Here is a 14,762-nt window from a genome sequence, read left to right as displayed (position 1 = left end):
TGGACTCCATGCTCGCGCGGCTCAGGCCGGCAGCGGGCGGGTTTCTGGCAGGGTGCTGGCAGGCTGCGAGCTCGGCAGGCGAGTCAGGCGCAGGGCATTGAGCACCACGGTCAACGAACTGATCGACATGCCGACCGCAGCCCATACCGGAGTGATCCAGCCGAGGGCGGCGAACGGCAACATGAGGCCATTGTACAGCGCCGCCCACAGCAAGTTCTCAATGATGACCCGGCGGGTGCGACGGGCCAGGCTGAAGGCTTGCACCAGCGCGTCGAGGCGGTTCGACAGCAGCACCGCATCAGCACTGGTTTTCGCCAGGTCGGTGGCCGAGCCCATCGCCACGCTGATGTCGGCGGCGGCCAGCACCGGCACGTCATTGACCCCGTCACCGAGCATCAACACCTTGCGACCTTCTTTGTGCAGCTGTTGCAGCACCTGCAATTTATCGTCCGGACGCAAACCGCCACGGGCCTCGTCGATGCCCAATTCGGCAGCGACGCTGGCGACCATCGGCGAGCTGTCGCCGGACAGCAGCAGCGTGCGCCAGCCGCGAGCCTTGCATGCCGCCAGCAGGGCGGGCGCGTCGGCGCGTAAACGGTCATCGAGAACGAACCATGCCAGTGGTCCCTGGCTGTCGCCGAGCAGCAGCCATTGGCCGGGCTCATCGGGCATTACCGGCACTTGAGCGCCGCTGAGTTCCCCGACAAACCCCGGTTGGCCGATGCGCAGGCGTTGTGTGCCGACCAACCCCTCCAGACCCAGCCCCGGCATGCTGTGAACCTCCTCGGCGGCTAGCGGCGCGCGGCCAAAAGCCCGGGCAATCGGGTGTTCGGAGCGGTTCTCCAGAGCAGCGGCGAGGCTCAGGCATTGATCGCTGGTCAGGGCCCCAAGCGGCCGGATCGAACGCAAGGCCAGGCGACCTTCGGTGAGGGTGCCGGTCTTGTCGAAAATCACTGTGTCGATTTGATTCAGGCCTTCCAGCACATGGCCGCGCGTCAACAAAAGACCGAGCTTGTGCAGCGTGCCGGTAGCAGCGGTGAGGGCGGTTGGCGTGGCCAGAGACAAGGCGCACGGGCACGTCGCAACCAGCATCGCCAGGACAATCCAGAAGGCTCGTGAAGAATCCAGTTCCCACCACAGCAGGCCGATGGCGGCCACCGCGATAAGTGACAACAGCAAAAACCATTGCGCGGCGCGATCGGCGATTTCCGCCAGTCGCGGCTTTTCGGCCTGGGCGCGATCCAGCAAGCGGACGATGGCCGACAGGCGCGTGTCCTGACCCAGCGCCAGGACTTCGACGGTCAGCGCGCCCTCAACGTTCAAGGTGCCGGCGGTGACGGCATCGCCCAAGGTCCGTGGTTGTGGCAGGTATTCGCCGGTAAGCAGGGATTCATCGATGCTCGACTGACCGTCGAGGATCTTGCCGTCGGCCGGCAGAATCGCGCCGGGATGCACCAGCACCTGATCACCAACGCGCAACTCACTGAGCAGAATCCGTTCGCTCTGACCGTCAGCACTCAGCCGCAGGCACGAGGCGGGCAACAGATTGACCAACTGTGCGGTCGCAGCGGCGGTGCGTTCCCGGGCGCGACGTTCCAGATAACGCCCGGCCAGCAGGAACAGCGCGAACATCCCTACCGCATCGAAATACAGCTCGCCGACCCCGGTGATCGAGGTCCAGATCCCGGCGATATAAGCACTGCCGATCGCCAGCGACACCGAGACGTCCATGGTCAGGTGGCGGGTGCGCAGATCGCGCATCGCCCCTTTGAAGAACGGCGCGCAGCTGTAAAACACGATCGGGGTGGTCAGAAACAGCGCGACCCAGCGCAGGATGGTATGCAGCTCTGGGCTGAGGTCGATGTTGAATTCCGGCCAGGTGGCCATGGTCGCCATCATCGCCTGGAACCACAGCAGCCCGGCCACACCGAGCTGGCGCAGGGCCAGGCGGTTTTCGCTGGCCAGTTGTTCACTGGCGCGGTCGGCCTGGTAGGGGTGGGCGGCGTAACCGATGTGGCGCAATTCGCTGAGCACCTGGCTCAATGGCAGTTGCGCGTCGGCCCAGCGCACGTGAAGGCGATGGTTGGACAGGTTCAGGCGTGCTTCGGCCACCGCAGGCAAGGCGCGCAGGTGTTTCTCGATCAACCAGCCGCAGGCGGCGCAACTGATGCCTTCCATCAACAGAGTGGTTTCGGCGAGTTCGCCTTCATGGCGGACAAAGGGTTGTTGCACATCGGCGCGATCGTAAAGCTCCAGCTCATCCACCAACTGCACCGGCAGGGCTTCGGGATTGGCCGAGGCTTCGCTGCGATGCTGGTAATAACTTTCCAGCCCACCGGCCACGATGGCCTCGGCCACCGCCTGGCAACCCGGGCAGCAGAACTCACGGGTATCCCCGAGGACGGCGGCGGTGAAGCGGCTGCCGGCCGGGACGGGCAGGGCGCAGTGGTAGCAGGGGGTTGGAGTGCTCATGAGCTGGAATCTATATCGTCCGGGAGGGCCTCATCGCGAGCAGGCTCGCTCCCACATTTGATCGATGTCGTGTACAAAATTCATGCACACCGCAGATCCACTGTGGGAGCGAGCCTGCTCGCGATGCGCGAAGCGCGACTTTATTTTTTCAGGTCTTCCGCGCCTTGCAGCGGCTCATCCCCGAGCAGCAGGTCCTTGTCATGGCTGACCTGTTCTTCTTCGAACATGCGCCAGGTCTTGTCATCCTGCGTGCCCAGCAATTCGACGAAGCGCCGGCCTTCGATCTTGTCGCTCAACTGGCCAATGTAGCGGCCCTGTTCGGTTTCGCTGCGGGCCAGGGTGATCTTGCGGTCCTTCTCTGGCTGGGTCGGCGAAATCAGGTTCAGCTCAAGGGTTTTCGGCTGGCTGTTGCCGCTCAGGCGCAGGTCGACTTCGCCGGTCACCTCATCCAGATGTACGCTGGCACGCAGTTGCAGGGTCTGGGCCAGCAGTTCGCGGTCCAGCGAACGGTTAATGCCCTTGCCGGCCTCGTAATAGTTGTCGTTGACCAGGTTGTCCGGGTTGTTCACCGCGATGGTCACCATCGACAGGGTCAAAGTCACCGAGCAGGCCAGGATGGCGATGATGATCCACGGCCAAAGGTGCTTGTACCAGGGACTTGCGGCAGTTGCTGCGGGCATGATCACTTCTCTCAACGAATTTGTGGGCCGATGAATCGGCTCTTGGCTTCAACATGGACGCTGGCGTCATCGGCATCCTTGAGGATGAATTTCACCTCGTTGGTGCTTGATGGCAGTTGTTCCGGTGCGCTGGACAACTCGACGGGCTGGCTGAAAATCTCCCCGGCGGCGACTTTGATTTCGCGCGTGCCTTGCAGCTTGAGGTCCGGCAGGCCTGAGGCCTCCAACACATACGTATGGTCGCGCTGGTCCTTGTTCATGATCTTCAGGCTGTAGACGTTTTCGATCCGGCCTTCGGCGTTCTCGCGGTACAACACGCGGTCTTTACTGACATCGAAGCCGACCAGCGAACGCATGAAGAACGCAGTCATCAGCAACGCGATCATTGTCAGCAACACCAGGGCATAACCGATCAGGCGTGGGCGCAGTTTATGGGTTTTTTGCCCGGACAAGTTGTGCTCGGTGGTGTAGCTGATCAGGCCGCGCGGGTAATCCATCTTGTCCATGATGTTGTCGCAGGCGTCGATGCACGCCGCGCAGCCGATGCATTCGATTTGCAGGCCATCGCGGATGTCGATACCGGTCGGGCAGACCTGGACGCACATGGTGCAATCGATGCAGTCGCCCAGGCCTTGAGCCTTGTAGTCGATGCCTTTCTTGCGCGGGCCACGGCTTTCGCCACGGCGCGGATCGTAGGAGACGATCAACGTGTCCTTGTCGAACATCACGCTCTGGAAGCGTGCGTACGGGCACATGTAAATACACACCTGCTCGCGCAACCAGCCGGCGTTGCCGTAGGTGGCGAGGGTGAAGAAGCCGACCCAGAAATACGACCAGCCATCGGCCTGGCCGGTGAAGAAGTCGATCACCAGTTCGCGAATGGGCGAGAAGTAGCCGACGAAGGTCATGCCGGTCACGAAGCCGATCAGCAGCCACATCGTGTGTTTGCTGAATTTACGCAGGAACTTGTTGGCGCTCATCGACGCCTTGTCGAGCTTTATGCGTTGGTTGCGGTCGCCTTCGGTGACTTTTTCGCACCACATGAAGATCCAGGTCCAGACGCTTTGCGGGCAGGTGTAACCGCACCAGACCCGACCGGCATACACGGTAATGAAGAACAGGCCGAAGGCACTGACGATCAAAATGCCCGAGAGCAGGATGAAATCCTGTGGCCAGAAGGTCGCGCCAAAAATGAAGAATTTACGTTCCGGCAGGTTCCACCAGACGGCCTGATGGCCGCCCCAGCTCAGCCACACCGTGCCGAAATACAGCAGAAACAACCCGGCACCACCGATCATCCGCAGGTTGCGGAACAGTCCGGTGAAGGCGCGCGTGTAGATTTTTTCTCGAGAGGCGTAGAGGTCGACGCTGTTGTTCGCGTTCTTGGCAGGCGGAGTAACGTCGTGTACCGGAATCTGATTGCTCATCATTGCATCCCACGGCAGTGGAAAAATGCCCCGGTCAGTACGTGCCGACCGCGGTCAAAAAGAGGTGTTGCAGTGGCGCAATGATACGCCTGTAGCTTTGGCGCAAGGGTGCGACCTTTGGTCGCGTTGGGCAAAATCAATTGATGGTGTAGTGATTTGAATCAATTGACTTGTGGATTATGGTCGGTTTTGTCGGTGCGGAGAACTCATTCGTCCCATGGATTGATCAGTGCAACACCGCCGGACTGAAAATCGCTCAACCCTGGTTGCCTGATCACCCGCTTCGGAGATCACGACCTTTAACGCTGTCGGCTTGCACGAAAACGGCCCCATCAGATGAGGGGCTGTTTTTTGTGGCTTCAGCCATTGTTGGGTGGGCCGTATCGGGGATCAGGGCAGCCTGCCGCCTCCCAGGCTATCCAGACCACTGCCGTTACCACGTTTTTTATCTACGCCATTGACGTCATCAATGTCAGTTATGTGGGTGAAAGACCTGATTCGAGCATTTTGCGCGCTCGCACCTGTCGTTGAATCTTCAGGTTTAACGTCCACAGCGTCTTGAAGCGCTGGTTCAATGTTGTCATGCATCGTGTTGTCGTCATTCTTTGACATGTAGTTCTTCCCTGTAAGTTGGCCCTGACGTTGGTCATCAGGGTGGGAATGAACGCTACAGGGCACCGAAATTCGAGTCTATTGAGCATTTGTCTCAAGTTATGAGCACATTGCCGAAACAAAAAAAGCCCCGCCAATTTTCATGGGCGGGGCCGTTTTATTGCATCAAGTGCGCGTCTTACTGGGCATCCGCCACCGGAGCCTTCTCACCGTGAGACAGGCTGTAAACGTAAGCGGCCAGCAGGTGAACCTTGTCGTTGCCTTGCAGCTGTTCTTGCGCAGGCATCTGGCCCTGACGGCCGTAACGGATGGTCTGCTGCAGTTGAGCGAAGCTCGAACCGTAGATGAACGCTGCCGGGTGGGTCAGGTTAGGTGCGCCCATCGCGGGAGTCCCTTTGCCTTCCGGGCCGTGGCACGCCACGCAGTTGGCGGCGAACAGTTTCTGGCCCGCAACCGGGTCAGCCTTGGTGCCTTCCGGCAGCTTGCGGCCATCGAGGTTGGTCAGCACGAACGAGGCAACGTCCGCAACGCCTTGCTCACCGATCACTTCAGCCCAGGCCGGCATCACGGCGTGACGACCGCCCATGATGGTGGTCTTGATGGTTTGCGCTTCGCCGCCCCAGCGCCAGTCGGCGTCGGTCAGGTTAGGGAAGCCATAGGCGCCTTTGGCGTCGGAACCGTGGCAGACCGAGCAGTTGGAGGCGAACAGGCGGCCACCCATCTTCAGGGCTTGCGGGTCTTTGGCGACTTCTTCGATCGGCATGGAAGCGAACTTGGCGAAGATCGGGCCGAACTTGGCATCCGACCTGAGCATTTCCTTTTCCCATTCGTGAACGCCGGTCCAGCCGGTCTGGCCGTTGGCGAACGCGGTCTGCTTCTCGTTATCGAGGTAGTTGTAACCCGGCAACAGGCCTTTCCAGTTACCCAGGCCCGGGTACAGCACCAGATAGCCGAGGGCGAAGATGATGGTGCCCACGAACAGCATGAACCACCATTTCGGCAACGGGTTGTCATACTCCTCGATCCCGTCGAAGGAGTGGCCGACCGTTTCATCGGTGGATTCGCTGCGCTGGCCCTTGCGGGTGGACAGCAGCAGCCAGGTCAGGGCGAAGATGGTGCCGAGACTGAGGACTGTGACGTACAGACTCCAGAACGTAGTCATTCTTTGTTACTCCTAGAAGCTTGCTCGACGTGCTTGATGGCTTCGGGATCATCCGCGAAAGGCAGCAAGGTCGCGTCTTCAAACTCCGACTTGCGCTTGGGGCTGAACACCCACAACGCCAGACCGATGAAGGCCACCATCACAACAACGGTGCCCAGGCCACGAATCATCCCGATATCCATCTAAATCACCGTTTGCTTTTGATGATGGTGCCCAGGCCTTGCAGATAGGCCACCAGCGCGTCCATTTCGGTTTTGCCCTTCACAGCATCCTTGGCGCCGGCGATGTCTTCGTCGGTGTAAGGGACGCCGAGCGTGCGCAAGACTTCCATTTTCTTGGCGGTGTCTTTGCCGTCGAGCTTGTTTTCCACGAGGAACGGGTAGGCCGGCATTTTCGACTCAGGCACCACGTTGCGCGGGTTGTACAAATGCGCACGCTGCCAGTCATCGGAGTAACGACCGCCAACACGGGCCAGGTCCGGACCGGTACGCTTGGAACCCCACAGGAACGGGTGGTCCCAGACGCTTTCACCGGCAACCGAGTAGTGGCCGTAGCGTTCGGTTTCAGCACGGAACGGACGGATCATCTGCGAGTGGCAGCCGACACAACCGTTGGCGATGTAGATGTCGCGGCCTTCCAGTTCAAGGGCGGTACGCGGCTTCATGCCTTCGACCGGCTTGTTGGTGACGTCCTGGAAAAACAGCGGAACGATTTGAGTCAGGCCGCCGATGCTGACGGCGATAACCATGAAGAAGGCCAGCAGGCCAATATTCTTCTCGACTGCTTCATGCTTCATCAGTGAGCTCCAACTACAGCAATCTGTTCAGCAGCTTTGGCTTCAGCCGGGTTCGAGGCACGTACGGTACGCCATACGTTGTAGGCCATGAACAGCATGCCGCTGGCGAAGAACGCACCGCCCAGGGCGCGAACGATGAAACCAGGGTGACTGGCTTGCAGCGCTTCCACGAACGAGTAGGTGAGGGTGCCGTCGTCGTTGATTGCACGCCACATCAGGCCTTGGGTGATGCCGTTGACCCACATCGAAGCGATGTACAAAACGGTGCCGATGGTCGCGAGCCAGAAGTGCGTGTTGATCAGGCCGATGCTGTGCATCTGCGTGCGACCGAACAGTTTCGGGATCATGTGGTAGATCGCGCCGATCGAAATCATCGCTACCCAGCCAAGAGCGCCGGCGTGTACGTGGCCGATGGTCCAGTCGGTGTAGTGCGACAGCGAGTTGACGGTCTTGATGGCCATCATCGGGCCTTCGAAAGTCGACATGCCGTAGAACGCCAGCGATACCACGAGGAAACGCAGGATCGGGTCGGTGCGCAGCTTATGCCAGGCGCCCGACAGGGTCATCATGCCGTTGATCATGCCGCCCCAGCTCGGCGCCAGCAGAATGATCGACATCGCCATGCCCAGCGACTGTGCCCAGTCCGGCAGTGCGGTGTAGTGCAGGTGGTGCGGACCGGCCCAGATGTACAGGGTGATCAGCGCCCAGAAGTGCACGATCGACAGACGATAGGAGTAGATCGGACGCTCGGCCTGCTTCGGAACGAAGTAGTACATCATCCCCAGGAAGCCGGTGGTCAGGAAGAAACCGACCGCGTTGTGGCCGTACCACCACTGGATCATTGCGTCAGTCGCACCGGCGTAGGCCGAGTAGGACTTGAAGAAACTGACCGGCAGGGAGGCGTGGTTGACGATGTGCAGCATCGCCGTCACGACGATGAAGGCACCGTAGAACCAGTTACCGACATAGATGTGCTTGGTCTTGCGTTTGGTGATGGTGCCGAAGAACACCAGACCGTAGGTGACCCAGACAATGGCCAGCAGAATAGCCAGGGGCCATTCCAGTTCCGCGTATTCCTTGGTGGTGGTGTAACCCAGCGGCAAGGTAACGATCGCGCCGACGATCACCGCTTGCCAACCCCAGAAGGTGAAGGCCGCGAGGCTGTCGGAAATCAGTCGCGTTTGGCAGGTTCGCTGCACGACGTAATAGGAAGTGGCAAACAGTGCACAACCACCGAAGGCGAAAATCACCAGGTTGGTGTGCAGCGGGCGTAAGCGTCCAAAAGTCGTCCACGGCAGACCGAAATTCAATTCCGGCCATACAAGCTGTGAGGCGATGAAGACACCAAGCCCCATGCCAAGGATCCCCCAGACCACCGTCATGATGGCGAACTGGCGGACTACCTTATAGTTATAAGCAGTCGGACTGATTGCTGTGCTCATTCTAAGGTTCCACGGTTTGGGTGTTTTATTAGGAGTAAAAATCGGCCGCAAGTATGGAGAAAGCGGGGGGTCATTGCAACGCGCCATGACCTGGGTCAATGCTTTCAAAAGCTGATTCTGCGGCCTTTCCATGCGCCGCGTAAGGACAAAATTGCCCAAGGACAAAATGCCGCAGCGGACGAAAATGGTGAGGGGGTCAGGTCGGATGTAACGGGGTGTGTTCAAACACAACGATCGGGCGACAGATGGCAATTGGCACGACAGCCGGTATCTACCAGCCTTTGCGGCCTGTCATCGAGCCTGTTCGTCGAACACATCGGGTTGGGTCGACCTGGAACCGGTGCTGGCCAGTCCGCATCGCAGGGAAGCTTAGACCCGAATTCGGCGAACCGAAAGGAAGACCAAGGGAGGGTGCGACAATGAGTCGCAAAGGAGCAGGGAACTGCCGCATCCGGGTGGATGCGGCAGCAGAACGGTCGGGATTTATTTGCTTTTGCCTTCAGCCTGTAAACGCTCGGTGTTCAGGCCATGAGACAGGCTGTACACGTAAGCGGCCAGCAATTGCACCTTGTCGTTGCCGAGCAGTTCGTTCTGCGCCGGCATATGGCCCTGGCGGCCATGACGTATGGTCTGTTGCAGCTGCGCCAGGCTTGTACCGTAGATGAATCCGGCCGGTTGCGTCAGATTCGGCGCCCCCATGGCTTCAGTGCCCTGGCCGTTTGCCCCATGACAGGCTACGCAGGTGGTGCTGAACGTTTGCTGTCCGGCGTGCAGATCGGCGCCGCTGTCGGCTGGCAAGGGCAGGCCGGCCAGTTCATGACGCACATAGGCGGCAACGTTCTTCACACCGGCATCGCCAAGGATTTCACCCCAGGCCGGCATCGCCGCCATGCGACCGCCCATGATGGTGGTTTTGATGGTGTCGGCATTGCCGCCCCAGCGCCAGTTGCTGTCGGCCAGGTTCGGGAAGCCAAACGCGCCCTTGGCATCCGAGCCGTGGCACACCGAGCAATTGGATGCAAACAGGCGACCGCCCATCTTCAGCGCTTGCGGGTCCTTGGCCACTTCTTCGACTGGCATGGCAGCAAATTTGGCGAAGATCGGCCCGAACTTCGCGTCAGCCTTGTTCATCTCCTTTTCCCATTCGTGGACGCCGGTCCAGCCGTCCTCATAACCGGGCAATATGCCTTTCCAGTTGCCCAGGCCCGGGTAAAGGATCAGGTAGCCGACAGCGAACACCAACGTGCCGGCGAACAGCATGAACCACCACTGTGGCAGCGGGTTGTCGTACTCCTCGATGCCATCGAAGCTGTGGCCCATGGTCTGGTCGGTGCTGCCCTTGGTTTCCCCTCGGCGCGTACCGATCAGCAGCCAGGTCAGGCCGATCAGGCTGCCGATGGTCAGTACGCAGATCCACGTACTCCAGAAGGTGGTCATGGCCGGGTACTCCTAGTGGCGGATTCTTGTTGGGTGCTGTTTTCGGGTTGCGGCTCGTCGGCGAACGGCAGCAGGCGCGCTTCGGCGAATTCCGGATTGCGCTTGCTGTTGAACACCCACAGCGTCAGGCCGACGAAGGCCACGAACACCACGACCGTGCCTAAGCCTCGGATCATTCCACTGCTCATTTCGCTGACTATTTCAAAGGGCATGGCCATGGCTCACCTCTTGCTCTTGATGGCAGTGCCGAGCACTTGCAGGTAGGCGACCAGCGCGTCCATTTCGGTCTTGCCCTGAAGCGAAGTCTTTGCACCGGAGATGTCTTCGTCGGTGTATGGCACGCCCAGGGTGCGCATGGCGCGGATCTTGGTTTCGGTGTGGCTGCTGTCGAGCTGATTGGCCACCAGCCATGGATATGCGGGCATCTTCGATTCCGGCACCACGTTGCGCGGGTTGTACAAATGCGCCCGGTGCCAGTCTTCGGAGTAACGACCGCCCACGCGCGCCAGGTCCGGCCCGGTACGCTTGGAACCCCAGAGGAACGGGTGATCCCAAACGCTTTCTCCGGCCACCGAATAGTGCCCGTAGCGTTCGGTTTCGGCGCGGAACGGGCGGATCATCTGCGAGTGGCAACCGACGCAGCCTTCGCGGATGTAGATGTCACGACCTTCCAGTTGCAACGCGGTATAGGGCTTCATGCCTTCCACCGGTTTATTGGTCACGTCCTGAAAGAACAGCGGGACGATCTGGGTCAGCCCGCCGATGCTCACGGCGAGCACCATCAGCAACATCAGCAGGCCGACGTTTTTCTCGATTGTTTCGTGTTTCATGGCGGACTCCTCAGGCGATCTGCGCGGCAGCGGCGGCTTCGGCAGGCTGCGAGGCCCGCACGGTGCGCCAGGTGTTGTAAGCCATCAGGAACATGCCACTGAGGAAGATCGCGCCGCCCACCAGTCGCACGACGAAGCCTGGGTGGCTGGCCACCAGGGTTTCGACGAAGGAATAGGTCAGCGTGCCGTCCTCGTTGATCGCGCGCCACATCAGGCCCTGGGCGATGCCGTTGACCCACATCGAGGCGATGTACAGCACGGTGCCGATGGTCGCGAGCCAGAAGTGCGCGTTGATCAGGCCGATGCTGTGCATCTGCGTGCGGCCGAAGATTTTCGGAATCATGTGGTACAGCGCACCGATGGAAATCATCGCCACCCAGCCGAGCGCGCCGGCGTGTACGTGGCCGATGGTCCAGTCGGTGTAGTGGGAGAGGGCGTTGACCGTTTTGATCGCCATCATCGGCCCTTCGAAGGTCGACATGCCGTAGAACGCCAGCGACACCACGAGGAAGCGCAGGATCGGGTCGCTGCGCAACTTATGCCAGGCGCCCGACAGGGTCATCATGCCGTTGATCATCCCGCCCCAGCTTGGCGCCAGCAGGATCAGCGACATCACCATGCCCAGCGACTGTGCCCAGTCCGGCAGCGCGGTGTAGTGCAAGTGGTGAGGGCCGGCCCAGATGTACAAGGTGATCAGCGCCCAGAAGTGCACGATCGACAAGCGATAGGAATACACCGGACGCTCGGCCTGTTTCGGCACGAAGTAGTACATCATCCCGAGGAAACCGGCGGTGAGGAAAAAGCCTACGGCGTTGTGTCCGTACCACCACTGCACCATCGCGTCGGTGGCGCCCGAGTACAGGGAGTAGGACTTGGTGAAACTCACCGGCAGCTCAAGGTTGTTGACGATGTGCAGGATCGCCACGGTGATGATGAACCCACCGAAGAACCAGTTGCCGACATAGATGTGTTTGGTCTTGCGCTGCATGATCGTGCCAAAGAACACCACGGCGTAGGCCACCCAGACGATGGTGATCAGGATATCGATCGGCCATTCCAGTTCGGCGTATTCCTTGGAGCTGGTGTAACCCAATGGCAGGCTGATGGCCGCCAGCAGGATCACCAGTTGCCAGCCCCAGAAGCAGAACGCGGCGATTTTCGGCGCGAACAGTCGGGTCTGGCAGGTGCGTTGTACCGAATAGAACGAACTGGCGAACAGGGCGCAACCGCCGAAAGCGAAGATCACCGCGTTGGTGTGCAGCGGGCGCAGACGGCCGAAGCTGGTCCATGGCAGATTGAAGTTGAGTTCAGGCCAGACCAATTGGGCGGCGAGAAAAACCCCGAGCCCCATGCCGACGATGCCCCACACCACCGTCATAATGGCGAATTGGCGGACCACCTTGTAGTTGTAGGCGGTACTGATAGAAGTGTTCATGGTTCCCCATCCACGGTTCAGCCGAAGTGAGGGCGTTTGCGCAAGGCAACGCTCCCTTCGCCTGGAGTTATAGGCAGACTAAAAGCGAGGCAAGCATGGACAAAGAGCACAAGGCCAGTATTGACGGGGATCAATGGGCGCAGTGCGTGCGGGATCATGGATGGTTGTGGAATGCCGCTGCTTCGGCACCGTCGGCAACGCCTGTAACGCTGATTCTCGCTCACGGCGCCGGCGCGCCGATGGACAGTGGCTGGATGAACGACATGGCCGCGCGCCTTGCTGCGCATGGGGTCAACGTGCTGCGCTTCGAGTTTCCCTACATGGCGCAGCGGCGTATCGATGGCGGTAAACGTCCCCCGAACCCGGCGCCCAAATTGCTGGAGTGCTGGCGTGAGGTGTACGCCGTGGTGCGACGCCATGTCGCTGGGCGTCTGGCCATTGGTGGCAAGTCCATGGGCGGGCGGATGGCCAGTCTTTTAGCTGATGAGTTGGGGGCGGATGCGCTGGTGTGCCTGGGGTATCCGTTTTATGCGGTGGGCAAACCGGAGAAACCTCGGGTCGAGCATCTGGCGGCTCTGAAAACCCGGACGTTGATCGTGCAGGGGGAGAGGGATGCGTTGGGTCATCGTGAAGCCGTGGAGGCTTACGCATTGGCCCCGGGTATCGAGGTGTTCTGGCTGGCGGCAGGGGACCATGATTTGAAGCCGTTGAAGGCTTCGGGGTTTACCCATGAGCAGCATTTGGCGGCTGCGGCGAGGAAGGTTGCGGGATTTCTGTGAGAAACAAGATCAAAAGATCGCAGCCTTCGGCAGCTCCTACAGGGTGTACGCCGTTCAAATGTAGGAGCTGGCGCAGCCTGCGATCTTTTGACGTTGTTGTCAGCGGTTAAACCGCTCCACCAACGAATACTGGGTATTTGCCGTCTTGGTCAGCTCTTCACTCAACAGCGCCGAGTTCTGTGCCTGTTCCGAAGTCTGGTCAGCCAGTTGCGAGATGTTGCTGATGTTGCGGCTGATCTCTTCGGCCACAGCGCTTTGCTCTTCGGTAGCGGCAGCGATCTGCGTGGTCATGTCGGTGATGTTGGCCACCGCTTCACTGATGCCCACCAGTGCCTGATCCGCTTCCAATACCCGCGCCACGCCTTGTTCAGCCTGGCGATGGCCAGCCTCCATGGTTTGCACCGCCGAGCTGGCGGTTTGTTGCAGCTTGGCGATCAGGGCATGGATCTGGCCGGTCGATTCGCTGGTACGTTGCGCCAGTTGACGCACTTCGTCGGCCACCACCGCAAAACCACGACCCATTTCACCGGCACGAGCCGCTTCAATGGCCGCGTTGAGCGCCAGCAGGTTGGTCTGGTCGGCGATGCCTTTGATCACATCGACCACGCCGCCGATTTCATCGCTGTCCTTGGCCAGTTGCGTGACCGTCAGGCCGGTTTCACCGACCACCACCGACAAGCGCTGAATGGCTTCGCGGGTTTCCCCGGCGATGTCGCGACCGCGACCGGTCAGGCGATTGGCTTCCTGAGTGGCGTCGGCGGTGCGCTGCACGTGGCTGGCGACTTCCTGAGTGGTGGCGGCCATCTGGTTGACGGCGGTGGCCACTTGCTCGGTTTCGACGCGCTGACGTTCCAGGCCGGTGGAGCTGTTGTGCGCCAGAGTGTCGGACTGTTTCGCTTGTTCGGTCAGGTGCTCGGCGGTGTCCTGCAGGCGGGTCAGGCAGGTTTTCAGGCGTGCTTCCTGACTGAGGATCGACATTTCCAGGCGCGCCTGAGCACCGCGGCTGTCGGTGTACATCTGCGCGATCAGCGGGTCGGACGTGGTCTGCTCGGCCAGGCGCAGCAAGCGCTTGAGGCCGCGCTGTTGCCAGCTCAAACCCATCAAGCCCAACGGCACCGAGAGGCCGGCGGCGAGGGCGAAACCCCATTGGGACGTCAAGGTGGCGCCGATCATGAAGCTCAGCTGGCTGACCAGAATGAACGGTAACCAGTCCTGAAGCACCGGCAACCATTTATCGGTCTGTGGAATGGCGGACTTGCCCTGGTTGATGCGTTGATAGAGCGCTTCGGCACGGCGGATCTGCTCGGCGGTGGGTTTGACCCGCACCGACTCGTAACCGACCAGCTGATTGCCGTCGAACACCGGTGTGACATAGGCGTTAACCCAGTAGTGGTCACCGGTCTTGCAGCGATTCTTGACAATGCCCATCCATGGCAAGCCTTGTTTCAGTGTGCCCCACATGTGCGCGAACACCGCAGCCGGGACGTCGGGGTGACGAACCAGGTTGTGCGGCGCACGGATCAGTTCCTCACGAGAAAACCCACTGATTTCGACGAAAGCATCGTTGCAGTAGGTGATCACGCCCTTGGCATCGGTGGTGGAAATCAACCGTTGCTGAGCCGGGAAGGTCCGTTCGCGTTGTGTAATGGGCTGGTTGTTACGCATGGCTTTTTTCAATCCGCAAGGCTTT

The 14,762-nt window shown here is 60.2% G+C and carries 14 protein-coding genes; 1 reads left to right on the top strand and 13 read right to left on the bottom strand.

The features are described from left to right. Positions 1-21: 21 nt before the first annotated feature. The 12 genes from KGB14_RS05770 to ccoN (KGB14_RS05715) form a co-directional block, all read right to left on the bottom strand. Positions 22-2,472 (bottom strand): heavy metal translocating P-type ATPase, encoded by a 2,451-nt coding sequence (locus KGB14_RS05770; RefSeq protein ID WP_223484601.1) that lies wholly within the window; start codon positions 2,470-2,472, stop codon positions 22-24. A 140-nt stretch (positions 2,473-2,612) separates the two neighbouring features. Next, positions 2,613-3,152 carry a FixH family protein gene (locus KGB14_RS05765; RefSeq protein WP_223484599.1) on the bottom strand — a complete coding sequence of 180 codons (540 nt, stop codon included), beginning with the start codon at positions 3,150-3,152 and terminating at the stop codon, positions 2,613-2,615. An 11-nt stretch (positions 3,153-3,163) separates the two neighbouring features. Then, positions 3,164-4,579 carry a cytochrome c oxidase accessory protein CcoG gene (ccoG, locus tag KGB14_RS05760; protein WP_223484597.1) on the bottom strand — a complete coding sequence of 472 codons (1,416 nt, stop codon included), beginning with the start codon at positions 4,577-4,579 and terminating at the stop codon, positions 3,164-3,166. A 390-nt stretch (positions 4,580-4,969) separates the two neighbouring features. After that, positions 4,970-5,191 carry a hypothetical protein gene (locus KGB14_RS05755; RefSeq protein WP_223484595.1) on the bottom strand — a complete coding sequence of 74 codons (222 nt, stop codon included), beginning with the start codon at positions 5,189-5,191 and terminating at the stop codon, positions 4,970-4,972. Between the two features lie 178 nt (positions 5,192-5,369). Continuing rightward, on the bottom strand, positions 5,370-6,353 hold the full coding sequence (ccoP, locus tag KGB14_RS05750; RefSeq protein WP_223484593.1) for a cytochrome-c oxidase, cbb3-type subunit III: 984 nt from the start codon (positions 6,351-6,353) through the stop codon (positions 5,370-5,372). Beyond that, positions 6,350-6,535, bottom strand: a complete 186-nt coding sequence (locus KGB14_RS05745; protein WP_003175465.1) for a CcoQ/FixQ family Cbb3-type cytochrome c oxidase assembly chaperone — start codon at positions 6,533-6,535, stop codon at positions 6,350-6,352. The genes ccoP (KGB14_RS05750) and KGB14_RS05745 overlap by 4 nt, the downstream gene beginning before the upstream one ends. A gap of 5 nt (positions 6,536-6,540) precedes the next feature. Next, complete coding sequence (ccoO, locus tag KGB14_RS05740; protein ID WP_018925301.1) at positions 6,541-7,149, bottom strand: cytochrome-c oxidase, cbb3-type subunit II; 609 nt, start codon at positions 7,147-7,149, stop codon at positions 6,541-6,543. Next, on the bottom strand, positions 7,149-8,591 hold the full coding sequence (gene ccoN / locus KGB14_RS05735) for a cytochrome-c oxidase, cbb3-type subunit I (RefSeq protein ID WP_223484585.1): 1,443 nt from the start codon (positions 8,589-8,591) through the stop codon (positions 7,149-7,151). The genes ccoO (KGB14_RS05740) and ccoN (KGB14_RS05735) overlap by 1 nt, the downstream gene beginning before the upstream one ends. 483 nt (positions 8,592-9,074) lie before the next feature. Then, a complete protein-coding gene (gene ccoP, locus KGB14_RS05730; RefSeq protein WP_223484577.1) occupies positions 9,075-10,028 on the bottom strand; it encodes a cytochrome-c oxidase, cbb3-type subunit III in 954 nt (317 codons plus the stop codon). After that, a complete protein-coding gene (locus KGB14_RS05725) occupies positions 10,025-10,228 on the bottom strand; it encodes a cbb3-type cytochrome oxidase subunit 3 (RefSeq protein WP_223484745.1) in 204 nt (67 codons plus the stop codon). The genes ccoP (KGB14_RS05730) and KGB14_RS05725 overlap by 4 nt, the downstream gene beginning before the upstream one ends. Before the next feature lie 21 nt (positions 10,229-10,249). Further along, a complete protein-coding gene (gene ccoO, locus KGB14_RS05720) occupies positions 10,250-10,858 on the bottom strand; it encodes a cytochrome-c oxidase, cbb3-type subunit II (RefSeq protein WP_223484569.1) in 609 nt (202 codons plus the stop codon). A gap of 10 nt (positions 10,859-10,868) precedes the next feature. After that, positions 10,869-12,293, bottom strand: coding sequence for a cytochrome-c oxidase, cbb3-type subunit I (ccoN, locus tag KGB14_RS05715; protein ID WP_223484560.1), 1,425 nt, complete (start codon positions 12,291-12,293; stop codon positions 10,869-10,871). Positions 12,294-12,388: 95 nt separating this feature from the next. Between ccoN (KGB14_RS05715) and KGB14_RS05710 the strand changes: the two genes are divergently transcribed. Beyond that, entirely contained in the window at positions 12,389-13,072 is a 684-nt protein-coding gene (locus KGB14_RS05710) for an alpha/beta family hydrolase (protein WP_223484549.1), read from the top strand. A gap of 99 nt (positions 13,073-13,171) precedes the next feature. On the opposite strand, the gene KGB14_RS05705 is transcribed toward KGB14_RS05710, so the two are convergent. After that, on the bottom strand, positions 13,172-14,737 hold the full coding sequence (locus tag KGB14_RS05705) for a methyl-accepting chemotaxis protein (RefSeq protein ID WP_223484547.1): 1,566 nt from the start codon (positions 14,735-14,737) through the stop codon (positions 13,172-13,174). Positions 14,738-14,762 lie beyond the last annotated feature (25 nt).

The sequence above is a fragment of the Pseudomonas sp. A-RE-19 genome, from assembly GCF_019956555.1.
Lineage (GTDB): Bacteria > Pseudomonadota > Gammaproteobacteria > Pseudomonadales > Pseudomonadaceae > Aquipseudomonas.
This window is presented reverse-complemented; position numbering and strand designations above follow the sequence as displayed.

Excerpts from the sequence above, each read along its gene's own strand:
- ccoN (WP_223484585.1), bottom strand. The coding sequence starts at position 8,591 with ATGAGCACAGCAATCAGTCCGACTGCTTATAACTATAAGGTAGTCCGC.
- ccoG (WP_223484597.1), bottom strand. The coding sequence starts at position 4,579 with ATGAGCAATCAGATTCCGGTACACGACGTTACTCCGCCTGCCAAGAAC.
- KGB14_RS05765 (WP_223484599.1), bottom strand. The coding sequence starts at position 3,152 with ATGCCCGCAGCAACTGCCGCAAGTCCCTGGTACAAGCACCTTTGGCCG.
- KGB14_RS05745 (WP_003175465.1), bottom strand. The coding sequence starts at position 6,535 with ATGGATATCGGGATGATTCGTGGCCTGGGCACCGTTGTTGTGATGGTG.
- ccoO (WP_018925301.1), bottom strand. The coding sequence starts at position 7,149 with ATGAAGCATGAAGCAGTCGAGAAGAATATTGGCCTGCTGGCCTTCTTC.
- ccoP (WP_223484577.1), bottom strand. The coding sequence starts at position 10,028 with ATGACCACCTTCTGGAGTACGTGGATCTGCGTACTGACCATCGGCAGC.
- KGB14_RS05770 (WP_223484601.1), bottom strand. The coding sequence starts at position 2,472 with ATGAGCACTCCAACCCCCTGCTACCACTGCGCCCTGCCCGTCCCGGCC.
- KGB14_RS05705 (WP_223484547.1), bottom strand. The coding sequence starts at position 14,737 with ATGCGTAACAACCAGCCCATTACACAACGCGAACGGACCTTCCCGGCT.
- ccoP (WP_223484593.1), bottom strand. The coding sequence starts at position 6,353 with ATGACTACGTTCTGGAGTCTGTACGTCACAGTCCTCAGTCTCGGCACC.
- KGB14_RS05710 (WP_223484549.1), top strand. The coding sequence starts at position 12,389 with ATGGACAAAGAGCACAAGGCCAGTATTGACGGGGATCAATGGGCGCAG.
- ccoO (WP_223484569.1), bottom strand. The coding sequence starts at position 10,858 with ATGAAACACGAAACAATCGAGAAAAACGTCGGCCTGCTGATGTTGCTG.
- ccoN (WP_223484560.1), bottom strand. The coding sequence starts at position 12,293 with ATGAACACTTCTATCAGTACCGCCTACAACTACAAGGTGGTCCGCCAA.
- KGB14_RS05755 (WP_223484595.1), bottom strand. The coding sequence starts at position 5,191 with ATGTCAAAGAATGACGACAACACGATGCATGACAACATTGAACCAGCG.